General features: G+C 59.1%; 11 protein-coding genes and 1 pseudogene. 8 read left to right on the top strand and 4 right to left on the bottom strand.

Annotated elements, in window-relative coordinates:
• Positions 1-497: 497 nt before the first annotated feature.
• A complete protein-coding gene (locus CBW22_RS20000) occupies positions 498-1,574 on the bottom strand; it encodes an ABC transporter substrate-binding protein (protein WP_088517684.1) in 1,077 nt (358 codons plus the stop codon).
• Positions 1,575-1,647: 73 nt separating this feature from the next.
• Positions 1,648-3,780, bottom strand: a complete 2,133-nt coding sequence (locus tag CBW22_RS19995) for a TonB-dependent siderophore receptor (protein ID WP_088517675.1) — start codon at positions 3,778-3,780, stop codon at positions 1,648-1,650.
• Between the two features lie 407 nt (positions 3,781-4,187).
• On the opposite strand from CBW22_RS19995, the gene CBW22_RS19990 reads away from it, so the two are divergent.
• The 4 genes from CBW22_RS19990 to CBW22_RS19975 all read left to right on the top strand — a co-directional run bounded on the left by CBW22_RS19990 (position 4,188) and on the right by CBW22_RS19975 (position 8,451).
• Positions 4,188-5,081 carry a MurR/RpiR family transcriptional regulator gene (locus CBW22_RS19990; protein ID WP_021509539.1) on the top strand — a complete coding sequence of 298 codons (894 nt, stop codon included), beginning with the start codon at positions 4,188-4,190 and terminating at the stop codon, positions 5,079-5,081.
• Positions 5,082-5,289: 208 nt separating this feature from the next.
• The gene (locus CBW22_RS19985; protein ID WP_058758834.1) at positions 5,290-6,204 is read left to right on the top strand and encodes an alpha/beta fold hydrolase; all 915 of its coding nucleotides are present in this window, start codon (positions 5,290-5,292) and stop codon (positions 6,202-6,204) included.
• A gap of 131 nt (positions 6,205-6,335) precedes the next feature.
• On the top strand, positions 6,336-6,932 hold the full coding sequence (locus tag CBW22_RS19980; protein ID WP_088517674.1) for a TetR/AcrR family transcriptional regulator: 597 nt from the start codon (positions 6,336-6,338) through the stop codon (positions 6,930-6,932).
• A gap of 46 nt (positions 6,933-6,978) precedes the next feature.
• Positions 6,979-8,451 (top strand): MFS transporter, encoded by a 1,473-nt coding sequence (locus tag CBW22_RS19975; protein WP_217899532.1) that lies wholly within the window; start codon positions 6,979-6,981, stop codon positions 8,449-8,451.
• Positions 8,452-8,506: 55 nt separating this feature from the next.
• On the opposite strand, the gene CBW22_RS19970 is transcribed toward CBW22_RS19975, so the two are convergent.
• Positions 8,507-10,687 carry a TonB-dependent siderophore receptor gene (locus CBW22_RS19970; protein WP_058781407.1) on the bottom strand — a complete coding sequence of 727 codons (2,181 nt, stop codon included), beginning with the start codon at positions 10,685-10,687 and terminating at the stop codon, positions 8,507-8,509.
• A 492-nt stretch (positions 10,688-11,179) separates the two neighbouring features.
• Between CBW22_RS19970 and CBW22_RS19965 the strand changes: the two genes are divergently transcribed.
• The 4 genes and pseudogenes from CBW22_RS19965 (at position 11,180) to CBW22_RS19950 (ending at position 16,098) form a co-directional block, all read left to right on the top strand.
• Positions 11,180-12,076: an ABC transporter substrate-binding protein gene (locus CBW22_RS19965; RefSeq protein WP_021509534.1), complete on the top strand. Its 897-nt coding sequence runs from the start codon at positions 11,180-11,182 to the stop codon at positions 12,074-12,076.
• Positions 12,073-12,996 (top strand): amino acid ABC transporter permease, encoded by a 924-nt coding sequence (locus tag CBW22_RS19960; protein WP_021509533.1) that lies wholly within the window; start codon positions 12,073-12,075, stop codon positions 12,994-12,996. The genes CBW22_RS19965 and CBW22_RS19960 overlap by 4 nt, the downstream gene beginning before the upstream one ends.
• Positions 12,989-13,750 (top strand): amino acid ABC transporter ATP-binding protein, encoded by a 762-nt coding sequence (locus CBW22_RS19955; RefSeq protein WP_058758829.1) that lies wholly within the window; start codon positions 12,989-12,991, stop codon positions 13,748-13,750. Before CBW22_RS19960 ends, CBW22_RS19955 begins: the two co-directional genes overlap by 8 nt.
• Before the next feature lie 34 nt (positions 13,751-13,784).
• Positions 13,785-16,098 (top strand): annotated as a pseudogene (locus tag CBW22_RS19950) (molybdopterin-dependent oxidoreductase).
• Here the strand turns inward: CBW22_RS19950 and CBW22_RS19945 are convergent.
• Positions 16,091-17,422, bottom strand: coding sequence for an aspartate aminotransferase family protein (locus tag CBW22_RS19945; protein WP_088517673.1), 1,332 nt, complete (start codon positions 17,420-17,422; stop codon positions 16,091-16,093). The pseudogene CBW22_RS19950 and the gene CBW22_RS19945 overlap by 8 nt on opposite strands.
• Between the last annotated feature and the right edge of the window lie 91 nt (positions 17,423-17,513).

Here is a 17,513-nt window from a genome sequence, read left to right as displayed (position 1 = left end):
TCGCGCTGATCTAAACGCTGCGCCGCTGTGTTTTCGCGCAATAAATTGCGCCGCTACGATTGGTGCAGAATGTGATAACGGTACGGGTCGCTGGCAGGTTTCGTAGCGGCGCGATTTATCGCGCTGATCCAACCGCTGCGCCGCTGTGTTTTTGCGCAATATATTGCGCCGCTACGATTGGTGCAGAATGTGATAACGGTACGGGTCGCTGGCAGGTTTCGTAGCGGCGCGATTTATCGCGCTGATCCAACCTCTGCGCCGCTGTGTTTTTGCGCAATAAATTGCGCCGCTACGATTGGTGCAGTATGTAATAACGGAATTATTCGCTGGCACGTTTCGTAGCGGCGCGATTTATCACGCTGATCAAACTTCTGCGCCGCTGTGTTTTTGCGCAATAAATTGCGCCGCTACGATTGGTGCAGAATGTGATAACGGTACGGGTCGCTGGCACGCTTTGTAGCGGCGCGATTTATCGCGCTGATCTAAACGCTGCGCTGCTATGGCTTGTGCTGGCTGGATGAATACACCGCCGGAATCCGCATAAACAGCGTGCCGCGATAGGGGATCGGCAGGAAATCACGGAACAGGGTTTCCAGCGTCTGCTGCGGATCGATGTCGGCGAACAGCTGCGGGTACAGCGTTTTTGCCATGAACTCGGTCACCGCAATATGCCACGGGCTGAGATAAAAATTCATCCAGACTGCCGCTGCATGGCCGTTGCGAATCGCCTTCAGCTCACGCAAACCGTTCTGCTGCGCGGTGAGCTGGCGGAAACTGCTTAGCACCGCGTCGGGCGCGACGTCCGGCCCGAGGCGCAGCAGGCCTGCGCTGGCGTTATCGCCAAAGCCGGTGGCAAAGTAATACTCAGGCTGGGCTGCGATCACCTGCTCCTCACTCAAACGGCCAAACACGCCGTGCTGGGTTTTGCCAGCAATATTGTCGCCGCCGGCGGCGTTGAGCAGCTCGCCCAGACTGCCGTTAATCGCCGTCACGCAGCACTCGTTGCGCCGTCCCAGATGCAACTGCAACAGCACCGTGGGTTTCGGCCCGTGATAGCGCGCCAGCCGTTCCTCAATCACCTGCAGATGCGCACTGTAAAAGCGGTTGAACGCCGCCGCGCGCGCCTGCTGATTCAGCACCTCACCAAAAATCTCCACGCTGCGCCGGGTGTTCTTTAACAGATGTACGCGCAGATCGATCTTCACTACCGGAATATGCGCAGCATTCAGGATGCTGACCAGCCTCAGATCGGCATCATCGTAGCGCGCCAGGCTGGGCAGAATGACCACGTCCGGCCGCAGGGCGAGAATCTGCTCCGGATTGATCGCCTGAGGGCCGCCCGATCCGAGCGTCGGGATGTTCAGCATCTGCGGAAACCGCTGCGCAAAACTGTTCCACGTCTGGCTGTCATACTTTTGCAGATCGCGCGGCCAGCCGACGATGTGGCGGAACGGGTCATCCGGCGCCAGCAGCGCCAGGGTATACAGCATGCGGCTCTCACCCAGTACGATGCGCTGCGGACTATCGGGAACCTCCACCCGATTGCCGTCAATATCGGTGATCACCCTGGCCATCGCGCTGGTGCTGAACGCCAGCAGCAGGAGGGCAGCCAGCCAGGCTCGCCACGTCAGCGGTTTTTTCTCTCGATCAGAATTCAACGCTGGCCTCGACCATCAGGTTACGGGTTTCCCCTTCGCGCACGCGCAGGTTGCCGCCGCTGGAGGTGTAGTAGTGCTTATTGAACAGGTTATTCAGGTTAAGCTTCAGCTGGGTTTTCTCGCCAAACAGCTGATTATTCCAGGCGATAAAGCTGTCGGCGACCACATAATCCGGCAGCGTAAAGCTGTTCTCCGGATCGCCGGCGCGTGAGCCAACGTAGCGCGCACCGCCGCCGACGCGGAAGTCACCGGGAATGCCGTTCAGCGTCAGGTTATGGCTCAGGTAAAGCGCCCCGGCGTGACGCGGTGCATTCTGCAGGCGGTTGCCCTTGTTCGCCGGATTGACGCCATCGTCGACGATTTCAGCCTTATCGTAGCTGTAGTTGGCGCTCAGATCCCAGCCCGGTAGCACTTCACCATTGAGCTCAAATTCAGCGCCGCTCGAACGCGCTTTATTGATGGCGCGCGTGCTGCCGTTGATATTAAGCGACATATCGCGTTCGTCGATGCGGTACAGCGCTACGCTGGCAAACAGCCGGGGCGAAATCTGCCACTTGCTGCCCACTTCCCATGTGGTGCCCTGTTCCGGCTTGCCGACGTTGCCGTCATCGTCGACGTCAGTCGACGGCGTGAAGGATTTGCTCACGCTGCTGTACAGTGAGACATCCGGCGTCAGTTTGTAAATCAGCCCGGCCTGCGGCAGGAACTTGTTGCCCTCGCTGTCCAGCGTTTGCACCACCGGATCGAAGCCCTTTGACGCGCGCTGTTCATAGTGCTGATAGCGTCCGCCCAGCACCGCAATCCAGTCGTCGGTGAGCGAAATGCTGTCTTTGGCGTATACCGAGCGACTGTGCAGGCGGTTAAGCAGGTTGGCGTTGGCGCTATTTTCACTGCTGCTGTTGGTGATCGGTGCCAGCATATCGTATTGCGGATCGTACAGGTTGAAGCCGGTGTTCGCTTTACCCTGATACTGGTGCGCACGGTAAGTCTGGTTCATTTCATAATCGGTGCCGAACACCACATCATGCGTCATGCCAAACAGCTGCGGCGAACCGATCACATCCCACGCCACGTATTTGGTTTTATGGTTGAAGCCACGGTTGGCGTCGGCGCGGCGCGTCACCACGCCGGTGGTGGGGTTGATCGCCGTGACCCGCACTTCGTTGTTGTCGTACTGACGCTGGTTCCAGCCAAAAGTCAGGCGCGTGCTCCACGCCTCATTGAACTGCCAGTCGTAGTGCGCGTTCAGGGTTTTATTGTGGCCCCACGCATGGTTAGCTTTATCGTCCAGGCGATCTTTATAGCCAATCGCCACCGGCTGAGCGTTAACAAACGCCGTGCCGCGATCGTAGGGAATATCGTACTGATAATCTTCGTAGCTGATGAGGAAGCTGGCCTGCTCGCCATACCACTGTAGCGAGGGGGCGATTAAGGTGTGTTTATCGCTGCCGAAATTGCGCCAGTAATCCTGATTCTGCTTTTCGGCAATCAGGCGGAAAGCAAAACCGTTGCCGAGCGGACCGGTGACGTCCAGCGTACCGGCGCCGCCGCCCTCGCTGGCTGCGCGACCGCTGACTTTGGTGTGCCAGGTGTATTGCGGCTTTTTGCTCACAATATTGATCACGCCACCGGGATTCTGGATACCGTACAGCAGCGAAGCCGAGCCCTTCAGCACCTCGACACGTTCGGTGGTGGCGTCGAAATTCAACCCCTGGCTGCTGCGCACGCCATCACGATAGATGGAACCATCCGAGTTGCTGCCAAAGCCGCGGCGTACAAAGCCATCTTCGGTACCTGCCAGCGTATTGCCTTCGCTTACGCCGCTGACAAAGCGCAGCGCGTCGGCGAGGCTGGCGGCCTGATAATCCTCCAGCTGCTGTTGCGTCACCACGCTCACCGATTGGGCTTCATTGAGGCGCGACACCGGCGTTTTACTGGCGACCGAACTGCTGCTGGCGCTATAGCCGTCGTCACTGTTTTGCTGCTGCGCCGTCACGGTGAGGGTGCTGTTTTGTTCAGCGGCAAGGCTGTCAGTACTGCTGAGTGCCGTTACGCCGTAAATAGCGGCAAGGATAGCCGGATGGCACAGTAATTTAACCGCCCGCGGTGAGTTGTTCTGCATCGAATATAAACCTGGTGTAATTGCGGGATTATTTATTCCGCGCAACGAAGCTATCAGTAAAATGCTGCCGGTGACGAACAGGACATTCGCGGCCCGGCATTGTTATGCCATCAGTCAGCGGAAAAAGGCGGCTGAGATGTAATTGAGAATCATTCAAACATGAAAAAATGTAGTAGTAAACGTAAATGATGGTGTGGATACTACAGCAGAACGCGGCAGAAACTTTTGAACCGGGATTGTCATAAAATTTATTTTAAATCAGTTAATTATTTATTTTATGGCGTTTGAGGTTGGCCGGGTTAAGCCAGACGAGAAGGGAGTGGGCAGCGGTAGCAGCGCAAATTTTCACTACAAGCCGGCCTGCCGACGCGGTTCACAACGATGCGATATTACTAACAGGCAACATAATGGCGGCAAATAACATTAAAAATCGGGTGGATGTATTCGGTGAACGCTACCGTGCACGCGTCACGACATTATCGGCCAGCCTGCAAACGGTGGCGCGATATATCCACGAACATCGTGAGGCTATATTAGACGCGACTGCATTGGATATCGCCCAGGCCACCCAAACTTCTGACGCCACCGTGGTGCGCACCGTGCAGGCGCTGGGCTTTGCCGGTTTGCGCGATCTGAAAACCACGCTGGCCGCGTGGTTTGGTCCGGCGCAAAACTCGGAAGAGAAGATGAGCGCGACCATCAGCGAACTGTCGTGTGACATCAACTCCGGCATCGATTTTGTGCTGGGCGGCCATCAGCGCGCCTGCGAAGTGCTGGCAGAACCGGTCAACCGCCAGGCGGTGGCGGCTGCGGTGACACTGCTGCTGGAAGCGCGTCAGGTGGCGCTGTTTGGCATCAACGCTTCCGGCATTCTGGCGGAGTACAGCGCGCGACTGTTCCGGCGCATCGGCCTGCCGGCGGTGACGCTTAACCGTGCCGGGATTGCGCTGGCAGAACAGCTGATTACGCTACAGCGCGGCGATGTACTGATCATGATGGCGCAGAAATCGGCGCACCGTGAGGGCATGACGACGCTGAAAGAGGCGCAGCGGCTGGGTATGCCGGTGATTCTGCTGACCCACGCGCTGGATTCGGCGTTTGCGCAGCAGGCGGATGTGGTGATTAACGTGCCGCGCGGCGGTGAAAATGGCCGCATGCCGCTGCACGGCACGGTGCTGGTGTGCCTCGAAATGCTGATTCTGGCGGTGGCCTCCGCCAGTTCGGCACGCACGGTTAAAACCATGAAACGCATTCAGGATCTCAATCGATCGCTGAAACCCACGGCGAAGAAGGCGGGATAACCGCACATCACTCAGGCGCGGCGGCGGGACGATTCACTCCGCCGTTCGCTTCCGGATCTATTTCACAGACTCGCTTGCAAGGCGCGCGTGGCTGTCGTTAATATTAAGGAAATAAACATTTCCTTAATGAGTCCGCGTTAACGGCGCGGTAGCGCAGGATCGCATCCAATAAGGAAATAATCTTTACCAAAATAACCGGAGAACGCTTATGTCACTGCCTGCCCTGGACGCCGCGCCGCGCTGGTCACAGCCCGTCGATCACCTGCCGCAATTTAACCATGCTTACGCCACGGTCGCGGGTGTGCGGCTGCACTACGTCAGCGGCGGCAATGTGCAGGGACCAGTGCTGGTTCTGCTGGCGGGCTTTCCGCAGAGCTGGTTTGCCTGGCGTAAGGTGATGGCACAGCTGGCGGCAGACTACTTTATCATTGCGCCGGATCTGCCCGGCCAGGGCGATTCCGACAAGCCTGCCAGCGGTTATGACACCACCTCGCTGGCGCACAGCGTGCAGGGATTGTTGCAGCAGTTGGGGGTTGAGCGTTACTACCTGGCCGCGCATGACGTGGGTGCCTGGGTTGCCTGGCCGCTGGCGATGCTGCACGGTGATGCCATCAGCAAACTGGCGCTGCTGGATGCCGGCATTCCCGGCGTGACGCTGCCGGATGCGCTGCCTGCGACGCCGGACAAAGCCTGGAAAACCTGGCACTTTGCTTTTCACCTGTTGCCGGATCTGCCGGAAGCGCTGATCGCCGGTCGTGAAGCGCTCTATCTGCAGTGGTTTTTGCAGCGCAAAGCAGCCAGCCCGATGGTGTTTGGTGACGAAGAGATGGCGGAATATGTGCGGCTGCTGCAGCAAAACGGCGCGCTGCGCGCCGGCATGGCGGCGTATCGTGAGGTCAGCACCTCAGCGGAGCAGAATCGTCAGTTGTTGCAAACCCGGGGCAAACTGGCGATCCCGCTGCTGGCGGTGAGCGCCGATCAGGGCTCTATTGCTGATATGGCACAGCCGCTGCGCACTTTTGCGGCCGACGTCAGCGGGATTCGCCTCGCGCACTGTGGTCACTTTATCCCGGATGAGCAACCGCAGGCGCTGGCCGACGCGTTACGTCAGTTTTTTGTGTAACGCATCACTTAACCCTGATTATCCATGTGTAAGCGGCCGCGCCGTGAAGGGGCTGCGGCTGACTTGCAATAGCCACTGCATTGCGATTAATATAGGAACCAATCGGTTTATAATTACAGAGGAGGGCAGTGATGAAGAACCTGACCGTCATCGGTCGCCCGCGCGAGTTCGAGCTTGAAGAAGCCGCCCGCAGCGCCATGCACGTTTTCTGGGATCGCGGCTATGAAGCGGCGTCGCTACCGGATTTGATCGCCGGGACCGGTTTATCGCGCGGCAGTCTCTACAAGGCGTTCGGCGATAAAAAAGGGCTGCTGCTGGCCGCGCTGGATATCTACATGACCGAAGGTCTGAAAGCCACCTCGGATATTCTGGCGCAGCCCGGCGCGGTTAAAACGGCGATTCGCGCCTCGCTGCTGCGTTATGCCGCGCTCTCCAGCGGTGAGAAAGGGCGGCGCGGTTGTCTGGTGGTGTCGCTCACCACCGAGATGGCCGCGCATGATGAACAGATTGCCGAACGCACGGGGCGCATGTTCCGGCGTTTGCAGCAGCTGTATGCGGCAACACTGGTGCGTGGTCAGCTGAGCGGAGAACTGCCCGAGCGTGATGAGCAGGTGCTGGCCCGCTTACTGGTTTGCCAGATTGAAGGGATGCGCATCCTCGGTAAAACCGGGGCAACGGAAGCAGAAATGAACGCCGTAGTGGACTGCACGATGCGTCTGCTCGACTAATTTTTTTATATTTTGGAACCAATCGGTTCCTTAGTGAGGTGTTGTGATGTCCGATCCGCACGCGTTAAATCCCGAGCCACGCCGCTGGGCGATGTTTATCGTCCTGTTGACAGGCGCATTTTTACCCCCGCTGGACTTCTTTATTGTCAATGTGGCGCTGCCGTCGATTCAGAGCGATTTGGCCACGTCCGGCTCGGCGGAGCAATTTGTCATCTCGTCCTATGCCGGGTTTTATGCCGTCACGCTGATCACCGGCGGTCGCCTCGGCGATCTGTTTGGCCGCGGGCGCATGTTCTTCGTTGGCCTGACCGGTTTTGCGGCGGCTTCTGCGCTGTGTGGCTTTGCCTGGTCACCGGGCGCGCTGATCGCTGGCCGCGTGCTGCAGGGCCTCACTGCAGCGATTATGGCACCGCAGGCGCTGGCCTCGATTCAGGCGATTTTCCCGGAGGCGGAGAAATCGCGCGCGCTGAGCCTGTACGGCGCGGTATTTGGTCTGGCCTCGGTGATCGGTCAGGCGCTGGGCGGCATCCTGATCTCACTCAACCTGTTCAATAGCGGCTGGCGCGCCATTTTCCTGGTCAATCTGCCGGTGGCGCTGCTGGTGGTGCTGTTTGGCATCCCGTTGATTAAAGAGACGCGTGCTCAGCACGCGCGTAAGCTGGATTTTGGTGGAATGGGACTGTCGATGATGACGCTGGGTCTGCTGATCGTGCCGCTGATTGAAGGACGTGAAGCGGGCTGGCCGCTGTGGGCGTGGCTATCGCTACTGCTGGTGCCGGTACTGGGCACTCTGTTCTGGCGCTATGAAAGCCGGCTGGCAAAGCAGGGCGGCGATCCGCTGATCGATCCGGCGATTTTCAGCGTGCCGGGGCTGGGGCTGTCCCTGCTGCTGGCGCTGCTGTTCTACTCGATTGGCGTATTCTTCCTGCTGTTCTCGATCTATTTACAGGGCGCGCTGCATCAGGGCGTACTGAGCGCCGGGCTAATCTTTCTGCCCTTTGGTGCAGGTTTTCTGCTGGGGCCGTTATCCACGCCTTCTGCGCGACGACTGATTGGGCCTTACGTTAACGCCACTGGGATGGTGCTGGAAGTGGTCGGCCTGCTGGGTCTGGCGTGGCTGATGGCCAGCACGCCGGTTGGTGTGTCACCAGCGGCGCTGCCGCTGGCCGTGGGGCTGTTTGTGGTGGGGTTTGGCCAGGGGCTGGCGCTGCCGACGCTGATGCACATCGTCACCGGACGCGTGGCACCCGCCTGGGCCGGGATGATTGCCGGTATCGCCAGCTCCACCTTGCAACTGAGCACGGCGCTGAGCGTGGCCATTATCGGCGGGATCTTTTATGCCGTGCTGGGCACGGGCAAGGGACCGGGAGAGATTACCCATGCCTTCATCGTGGCGATAGTGTGTATGTCGTTCTGCCTGGCGGCCGGCGCGCTGCTGAGCATTCGGCTAGCGCGCAGGCCTGCCGCACAGGCGGCGGTGCTTAAAACACGCGGGAGTTCCAACGCGTTGCGGGACTGATGGCTGAAGACTGGGTGTGATCACCCCCATCACCTTACCCGATGGCGTCCATTCCTCAGAACGACATCGTGACACCGGCGTACCAGGCGCGGCCCGGTTCGTTATAGGTCGATGCCCCGGCATTTTCGCGATAAACGCGCTTATCAAACAGGTTGTTGATACCGGCGTTGGCGCTCAGGTTTTTAGTGATGTCGTAGTTGAGGTTCAGTCCGACAATGGAATAGGGGCTGATTTCACGCTGCGACAGACCGCGGCTGGCCTCGAGGCTGGTTTCGGCATACTGACGTGGCTTCTGCCGGCCGTATTGCGTCCAGTTGATGTTGGCGCTGAGCGCCTCGGTCGCCTGCCACTCCAGCTGCGAGTTGATGGTGAATTCCGGAATTACCGTCAGCGGGTTGCCGGTTTTTTTGCTCTCCGAGCGGAACATATAGGTGGCATTGGTGCGCCACTCCAGCGTGTCGGCGATCAGCGGGATGCTCAGATTGCCTTCCAGGCCTTCGACAATCGCCTTGCCGCCGTTTTCCCAGCGCAGCAGGTTATACGAGCCGGTTGAAGCCACCGGTGTGGTACCGGAGATGATTTTGTTTTTGTAATCATTGCGGAACCAGGTGATGCCCGCGACATAGCCCTGATTACTGAACTCAATGCCCACTTCTTTATTCACACTGATCTCGGGATCAAGGTCTTTGCTGCCCAGCAGGTAACAGCGTGACAGGCCAATCGGACAACCGTTGCCGCGCGTCGACAGGATATAGCCCTCAGTGGACTGATACAGGTTTGGCGCTTTAAAGGCACGCGCAATACCGGCTTTCAGCGTGAAGTAATCACCGAGGCCCTGCGACAGGTTGAGGCTCGGGCTCCAGTTAGCGCCAAACTGATCGTGATAGTCGAAGCGCAGGCCGGGGATCACTTCGGTGGAGTCGGTGGCGGCGATGTTGTCTTCGAAATAGAGCGAGCTGATGGTGGCGCTGTTTTTACTGTCACGCTGCGAACCGTCGCTGGAAACGCCGCCGAAATCGACGCCCGGTGCGCTGGTGGCCTGTACCGATGCCGGATCGTTAAGCTCATCGCGATTCCACTCCGCACCCAGCGTAACGGTTTGATCGACCAGCAGCTGCAGCGGGAAATTGATCTCGCCGCCGGCGCGATAGCTCTCCAGCCGGCTGGTAGCGTACGTATCGCTGTTGATCATCCCTTCGGTGCTGCCGCCGGAGCCTTCTTTCAGGCGGGTGTTATTGGTTTTCTCATAGCTAAAGTTGAGCTTAGAGGTGCCCCAGTCCCAGATGCCGTTGTGCACCACTCCGTAGTTCTGACGATACAGGCGGTTGGTTTCGCTGCCGTACAGCGCTTCCACCAGCCCGTTGGCGCTGGCATTGCTGTTGCTGTTCTGCGTGTCGCCGGCATAAATATTGCCCTGACGGCTGTAGCCATAGCTGAAATCGACAATCTGCGTCGGGGTGATTTTCCACGACAGCACGCCGTTGATGTCTTTGTTACGCACCCCTTCGCGTCCGGCGGCGTAAGCGCCATTTTGCGCGGTATTGATGTCGAAGGCGTCGGCATCCGTTTTGTTCAGGTTGCCGTACAGCCGCATGGTGAGTGCCTCACCGGCCAGCGGACCGCTGAGATTGAAGTTAGCGCGGCGGGTGGCGCCTTCCTTGTCATCTTCTGGCTGGTTAGTGAACAGCGACAGCGAACCGTGCCAGTCATTGGTCGGGCGTTTGGTAATAATGTTGACCACACCGCCGGCGGCACCGGAGCCATAACGGGCAGCGGCCGGACCGCGTATCACCTCAATGCGTTCCACCATTTCCGGCGGTACCCAGTTGGTATCCCCGCGTGAGTCGCGCTCACCGCGCCAGCTGTAACGCACCGAGTTACGGGAGGTGACCGGCACGCCATCGATCAGCACCAAAGTGTTTTCCGGGCCCATGCCGCGAATGTCGATCTGGCGGTTGTTACCGCGGCTGCCGCTGGCGCCGTTACCGGTGAGGTTAACGCCGGGCATTTTGCGGATGATATCCGCGAGGTCGTTAACGGGCGGACTTTTTTTGATGTCTTCAGCTGTAATGGTGGAAACTCCCGGCTGCTGCTTCAGCTCCTGCTCTGCCGTCACAATCATCGACTCATCGTCGGCCAGCTTCTCCGTGGGTTCAGCGGCAAACACCGGTGAGGTTAACAGGCCCGCCAGGCACAGTGCGACCGGACGCTTTTTGCCACATACAGTTACATTCACTTATATCATCTCCCTGATGCGTTAACATTTGTAAGCAAATGCGCATGATAATGAGAATGGTTTGCATTGTATATTGGTGTGCAACTTCTTTACATTCCTGCGTAAATCGCCTCATCGCGCCGCTTTTTTGTCAGTTTTTGTCAAGAGGGCAACATAGATGCTTAGACGGGAACGTTATGGCTAATAAGCAAATCATTCAGCATGGCAGCATAAGCAGGTGCCTGATTTGCAGTAACAATCTGATTTTTGCGCGACGACAGGGCCGCATTCAGGCCAGCAAAGAACCCTATTGCCGGATTTCGGCAATAGATATCTGTTTTTCGCATTTGTGATCGCTGCCTATCTTCCTGAGAATGGCTGCGGGACGTTCAGAGGATGACAATCCTTTGCGCCGCGCGGCTTTACGCGACATGGGCAAAGGGAAAAATACATCGCTACCTCGACGCCTTTTCCCTGCCGGGAAACATTTTAAATATCAGGAGAAAGGTTCCAGTGAAATTCGCAAAAGGTATCACCCTTTTCGCACTCGCTCTCAGTGCGCACACCGCGTTTGCCGCCGAACAATCCGTCCCAACCGACAGCTCACTGCATGTACAGGCTGATGCCGCGCTGAAAAGCCTGGTGCCCGCCGACGTGGCGAAGCGCGGCTATATTGTGGCAGGAACCAACCCCAACACGCCGCCCACCACCTTCTATAAAGAAGACAACAAAACGCTGGCCGGCCGTGAAATTGACATCATGAACGCGGTCGGTGAGCGTCTCGGCATTCAGGTGCAGTGGCGTGATACCGGCGGCTTCGACAACATCATTCCGGGACTGAAAACCGGTCGCTACGATGTGGCCTTGTCCAACATCAACGCCACGCCGGCGCGCGCCAAAATTATCGACTTCGTGAGTTACTACGACGCCAGCCGTCTCGGCATTATTTCGCGGAAAGACGCCAACGTCGCGCCGTTCAAAACCCTCGACGAGGTGTGCGGTAAAGAAGTCGGCGCCGGTTCCGGCACCACCCAGGTGACCCGTCTGGAAGAGGCCAGCAAAGCCTGTGAAGCGGCCGGGAAGAAACCGATTAAAGTGTCAGTGTTCCCGGATCGCCCGGCGGGTGTTCAGGCCGTGGTCAGCGGGCGTGTGCCGATGTTCCTCGGTCCGTACGAAGGCCTGTTGTGGCAGGTGAAAGTGATCAAACCGCTGACCATGAGCGGCGAAATCACCGTGCATGATGCGCCGGTATCGGTCGCCTTCCCGAAAGATTCCGCGCTTGAACCTGCCGTACAGGCAGCGCTGAACTCGCTGATTAAAGATGGCAGCTACCAGAAGATCCTGGATAACTGGGGCATCGGCTTTGGCGCGGTTAAAGAGTCAAAACGTAATCAGGATATCTTTCAATGAGTGACTTTCACGACCACACCGACGATCTGAAAATCGTCGGTAAACGCTACTACGGACGCTGGCTCAGTGCGCTGGTGGTGCTGTTGTGCGTGGTGGCGATGGCGCATTCGATGATCAACAATCCGCGCTTCGAATGGGGCGTGATTGCGGAAAACTTCACCGGCGAGTCAATCCTGCAGGGCGTGCTGATGACGCTGCAGCTGACCGCGATTTCGGTGGTGCTGGGCTTCGCCTTTGGCACGGTGCTGGCGCTGATGCGGCTGTCATCCAACCCGGTGCTGGTCGGCGTCAGCTGGTTCTATACCTGGTTTTTCCGCGGCGTGCCGATGCTGGTACAGCTGTTCCTGTGGTACAACATCGCGGCGCTGTACCCGACCATTTCGCTGTCGCTGCCGGGTCTGGGTGAAATCTGGAGTACTCAGTCTAATGCGCTGGTCAGTCCGTTCAGCGCGGCGGTAATCGCGCTGGTAATGCATCAGTCTGCCTATGCGGCTGAGATCGTGCGCGCCGGGATTCAGAGCGTTGGCAACGGCCAGCTGGAAGCTGCCCGTGCGCTGGGTTACCGTCCGGCGCAGATTTTCCGCCATACCGTACTGCCGCAGGCGATGCGCGCCATCATGCCGCCGGCCGGTAACGAAATCATCGGCCAGCTAAAAACCACGGCGGTGGTATCGGTGATCTCCCTGCAGGATGTGCTGTTTTCGGCGCAGATCATCTATCAGCGCACCTATGAAGTGATCCCGCTGCTGCTGGTGGCGACGCTGTGGTATCTGCTGATGACCTCGGTACTGTCGGTTGGTCAGTTCTACGTCGAGCGCTACTTTGGCCGTGGCGTCACGCGCCGTGAAAAGCGCAGTTTACTCAAGTCGCTGCCCGGTTTCTCCGCGCCTAAAGCCGAAAGGAGCGTAAGCAATGGCTGAAGCGATCGCCTTACGTAAGGTGACCAAACGTTTTTCCGGCGTCACTATTCTGGATGAAGTTAATCTTGATATCCCGGCTGGCTCGGTGACGGTGATCCTCGGACCGTCTGGATCAGGCAAATCGACGCTGTTGCGCTGCATTAATCATCTGGAAAAACTGGATGGCGGCACGATTCGTATCGGTGGCGAGATCATCGGTTACAAACAGAAAGGCCAGGCGCTGCACGAGCTGAGCAGCAGCGAGATTGCGCGTCAGCGCGCCGAAATCGGCATGGTGTTTCAGCAGTTCAACCTGTTCCCGCACCGCACCGTGCTGCAAAACATTGTCGATGCACCGATGCGGGTGAAGAAACAGAGCCGCCAGCAGGCGACCAGCAAAGCGCTGTCGCTGCTTAAGCAGGTGGGTCTGGCCGGGCGCGAAGAAGAGTGGCCGCAGAATCTCTCCGGTGGTCAGCAGCAGCGCGTGGCGATCGCCCGTGCGCTGGCGATGGATCCCGGCGTGATGCTGTTTGATGAGCCCACGTCTGCGCTCGATCCGGAACTGGTGGGTGAAGTGCTGCAGGTGATTAAACAGCTGGCGCACTCCGGCATCACCATGGTGATCGTGACACACGAAATCGGTTTTGCGCGCGAGGTGGCCGATAACATCGTGTTTATGGAAGGCGGGCGGATTGTGGCGGCGGGTCCGACGCAGCAGGTGCTCGACGATCCGGAAAACGGACGGGTAAGAAACTTTATTGCAACGGTGCTGTAAGCACCGTTTTTCATTTTTGACTCCAGGAAGCATGATGACGCAAAAACCGGTGATGCACAGCGCCCACTGGGGTGCTTTTACTGCCCGCCAGCAGGGCGATCGACTGACTATCGAACCGTTTCACGGCGATCCCGATCCCAGCCCGCTGCTGCAAAACTTTCACAATGTCCTGCATCATCCGGCGCGCGTGGCGCAACCGATGGTGCGCCGTGGCTGGCTGGAAAACGGGCCCGGCGCGGATCCGCGTCGCGGCAATGATGACTATGTGGCGGTGAGCTGGGAGCAGGCTTACACGCTGGTGGCGCGCGAACTGCAGCGCGTCGGTGACGCGTATGGGCCGGAAGGTATTTTTGGTGGCTCATATGGCTGGTCAAGTGCCGGCCGTTTTCATCACGCGCAGAGCCAGGTGCACCGCTTTCTTAACACGGTGATGGGCGGCTATGTGCGCTCGGTGAACAGCTACAGTTCCGGCTCGGCTTCGGTGCTGTTACCGCACATCGTTGGCGACATGAATGAGATCGCCCGCCGCGGCGTCAGCTGGGAAGAGATCGCCCGGCATAGCGAGATCGTGCTGGCGTTCGGCGGCCTGGCGCTAAAAAATTCGCAGGTGGCAAGCGGAGGTCTGAGCGAACACACCGAACGCGGCTTTATGCAGCAGGCGGCAGGACGCGGCGCACGCTTTATTTCGGTGAGCCCGTTGCAGAGCGATCTGCCCGATGAGGCGCAGGGAGAGTGGCTGGCGCTGCGCCCCGGTACCGATGCGGCCTTCATTCTCGGTCTGCTGTCGGTGCTGATTGACGAGCAGCGCACCGATGAGGCTTTCCTCGCGCGTTACACCGTCGGCTGGCCGCAAATGGTCGCCTATATTCGCGGCGAAGAGGACGGTACGCGGCGCGACGCACAGTGGGCGGCTGAGATTTGTGGCGTCAGCGCGGCAACAATCATCGATTTTGCCCGCCAGCTGCACGGCAAGCGCGTGCTGGTTACCGTGGCGCACGCGTTGCAGCGCGCGGAACACGGAGAGCAACCGGTATGGCTGGGGCTGGTGCTGGCGGCCGCGCTGGGACAGCCGGGGCTGCCGGGCGGAGGCTACACCTATGCGCTCGGCGCACTCGGCCATTACGGTAAGCATCATAATCTGGTGAGTTTCCCGGCGCTGCCGCAGGGCAGGAACGGGATTGACCGGCTGATCCCGGTGGCGCGTATCGCCGATATGCTGCTGCATCCCGGCAAGCAGTTTGATTACAACGGCCGGCGTCTGACCTATCCGCACATCCGTCTGGCCTACTGGGCGGGCGGCAATCCGTTCCATCATCATCAGGATCTGGCGCGGCTGCGGCAGGCGTTTTGCCAGCTGGATACGCTGATTGTGCACGAGACCGCGTGGACCGCCAGCGCGCGCCATGCGGATATCGTGCTGCCTGCCACCATGACGCTGGAGCGTGAAGATATCGGCGGTGCGCCGACCGATCGTCATCTGTTTGCCATGCAGCCGGTGGCACAACCTTACGCGCAGGCGCAGGATGACTACACCATTTTTGCTGAACTGGCGCGTCGTTTAGGCCGTGAAGAGGCGTTCACCGAAGGACGCGACGCCCGCGGCTGGCTGCGCCATCACTATGCGCAGACTGCAGGAAAAACTGGCCGCGCATCAGGTGACGATTCCTGACTTCGACCAGTTCTGGCTGCAGGGCGTGATTGAACTGCCGCAGCTGAAAGATGGCGGGCGGATGATCAATGCGTTTCGGGCCGATCCGGCGGCGGCACCGCTACCGACACCGAGCGGCAAAATCGAAATCTTTTCCGCCACCATCGCCAGCTTTGGCTATGAAAATTGCCCCGGCCATCCGGTGTGGCGCGCGCCGCAGCAGCAGCCGGATGCGGAACATCCGCTGTGGTTGATCGCGAATCAGCCGGCCACGCGCCTGCACAGCCAGCTGGATTTTGGTGACTACAGCCTGAGCGGCAAACGCGAAGGACGTGAGGTGTGCAGCCTGCATCCGCACGATGCCGCCGCGCGCGGCATTACCAACGGCGACATTATCGAGTTGTACAATCAGCGCGGTCACGTGCTGGCCAGCGCTCGCGTTACCGAAAGCATTATGCCGGGTGTGGTGCAGTTGCCGACCGGCGCCTGGTACGATCCGGTCGATCCCACCGCGCTGCGACCGCTGTGCCGCCACGGCAATCCGAATGTGCTGACGCTGGATATCGGCACTTCATCGCTGGCGCAGGGCTGTAGCGGACAAATCACCGTGGTGCAACTGCGCAAATACCGCGGCGAACTGACGCCGGTGCAGGCATTTATTCCGCCGCAGCCGGTCAGCTACAGCACTGAGATTATCTGAGGCCGTGCAGGGCTTCGCCTACCGCATCAAATAGCCGGTCCAGTTCGGCCGGCTGGGTATCAAACATCGGGCCGAACTGCAGCGTATCGCCGCCAAAGCGGACGTAAAAGCCGGCTTTCCACAGCGCCATGCCCGCTTCAAACGGCCGCACGGTCGCGTCACCTTCACGGGGTGCCAGTTGAATGGCACCGACCAGCCCGCAGTTGCGGATATCCACCACCTGCGGACAATCGCGTAGCCCGTGTAGCGCGCGTTCAAAATGCGGTGCCAGTTCGGCCGACTGGCTAATCAGCGCCTCGTTTTCCAGCACGTCCAGCGTCGCCAGCGCGGCCGCGCAGGCCACCGGATGCGCCGAATAGGTGTAGCCGTGCGCAAACTCAACCGCGTGCTGCGGCAGCGGCTGAGACATAAAGGTATGATAGATTTCGCTGCTGGCCACCACGCCGCCCAGCGGAATGGCACCGTTGGTAATCTGTTTGGCGAAGTTGAGCAGATCCGGTGTGACGCCAAAATACTCCGCGCCGCTCCAGCGTCCCATGCGGCCAAAGCCGGTGATCACCTCGTCAAAAATCAGCAAAATATCGTGCTGCGTACAGATCTCACGCAGGCGCTGCAGGTAGCCGTGCGGCGGAATAATCGCGCCGGCAGAACCGGACAGCGGTTCAACGATCAGCGCGGCAATAGTCGAAGCATCATGCAGTTCAATCAGCTTCAGCATCTCATCCGCCAGCGCCTCGCCCCCCGTGGCGGGCTGGCCGGGGGTGAACGCCAGCTCTGGCTGCAGCGTATGCGGCAGGTGATCAACCTCCAGCAGCTGACCAAAGGCCTTACGGTTGCCGCCGATTCCTCCAAGGCTGGTGCCGCCAATGTTCACGCCGTGATAGCCGCGCGCGCGACCAATCAACCGGGTTTTATTGGGCTGGCCTTTGGCCCGCCACCAGGCGCGCGCCATTTTCACCGCAGTATCCGCCGACTCCGATCCCGAACCGGTAAAGAACACGTGATTGAGATGGCCGGGCATCAGGCTGGCGATGCGCTCGGCCAGCTGAAACGACAGCGGATGGCCGTACTGAAAGCCCGGCGAGTAATCCAGCTTACCGAGTTGCTGCGCGACTGCCTGCTGGATTTCACGGCGCGTGTGGCCCGCTCCGCAGGTCCATAAGCCGGACAGACTATCGAAAATCTGGCGGCCGTCGCCATCGGTCAGCCAGTGGCCGTGCGCGGCGACAATAAAACGGGGATCCTGCTGAAAATAGCGGTTAGCAGTGAACGGCATCCAGTGCGCCTGTAAATTCAGGTCGGCGGTATTGATCGGCTGTGACATCGGGGTTTCTCCGGCATGTGTTAAGCAGAGTTTGCAATCCGCCGCCGGTTAAGTTAAATGCTAATTAACTTGTCTTCACTTATGGATTTAC

This window comes from Pantoea sp. VS1 (assembly GCF_002207995.1).
In the GTDB taxonomy this organism is placed as follows: domain Bacteria; phylum Pseudomonadota; class Gammaproteobacteria; order Enterobacterales; family Enterobacteriaceae; genus Pantoea; species Pantoea dispersa.
This window is presented reverse-complemented; position numbering and strand designations above follow the sequence as displayed.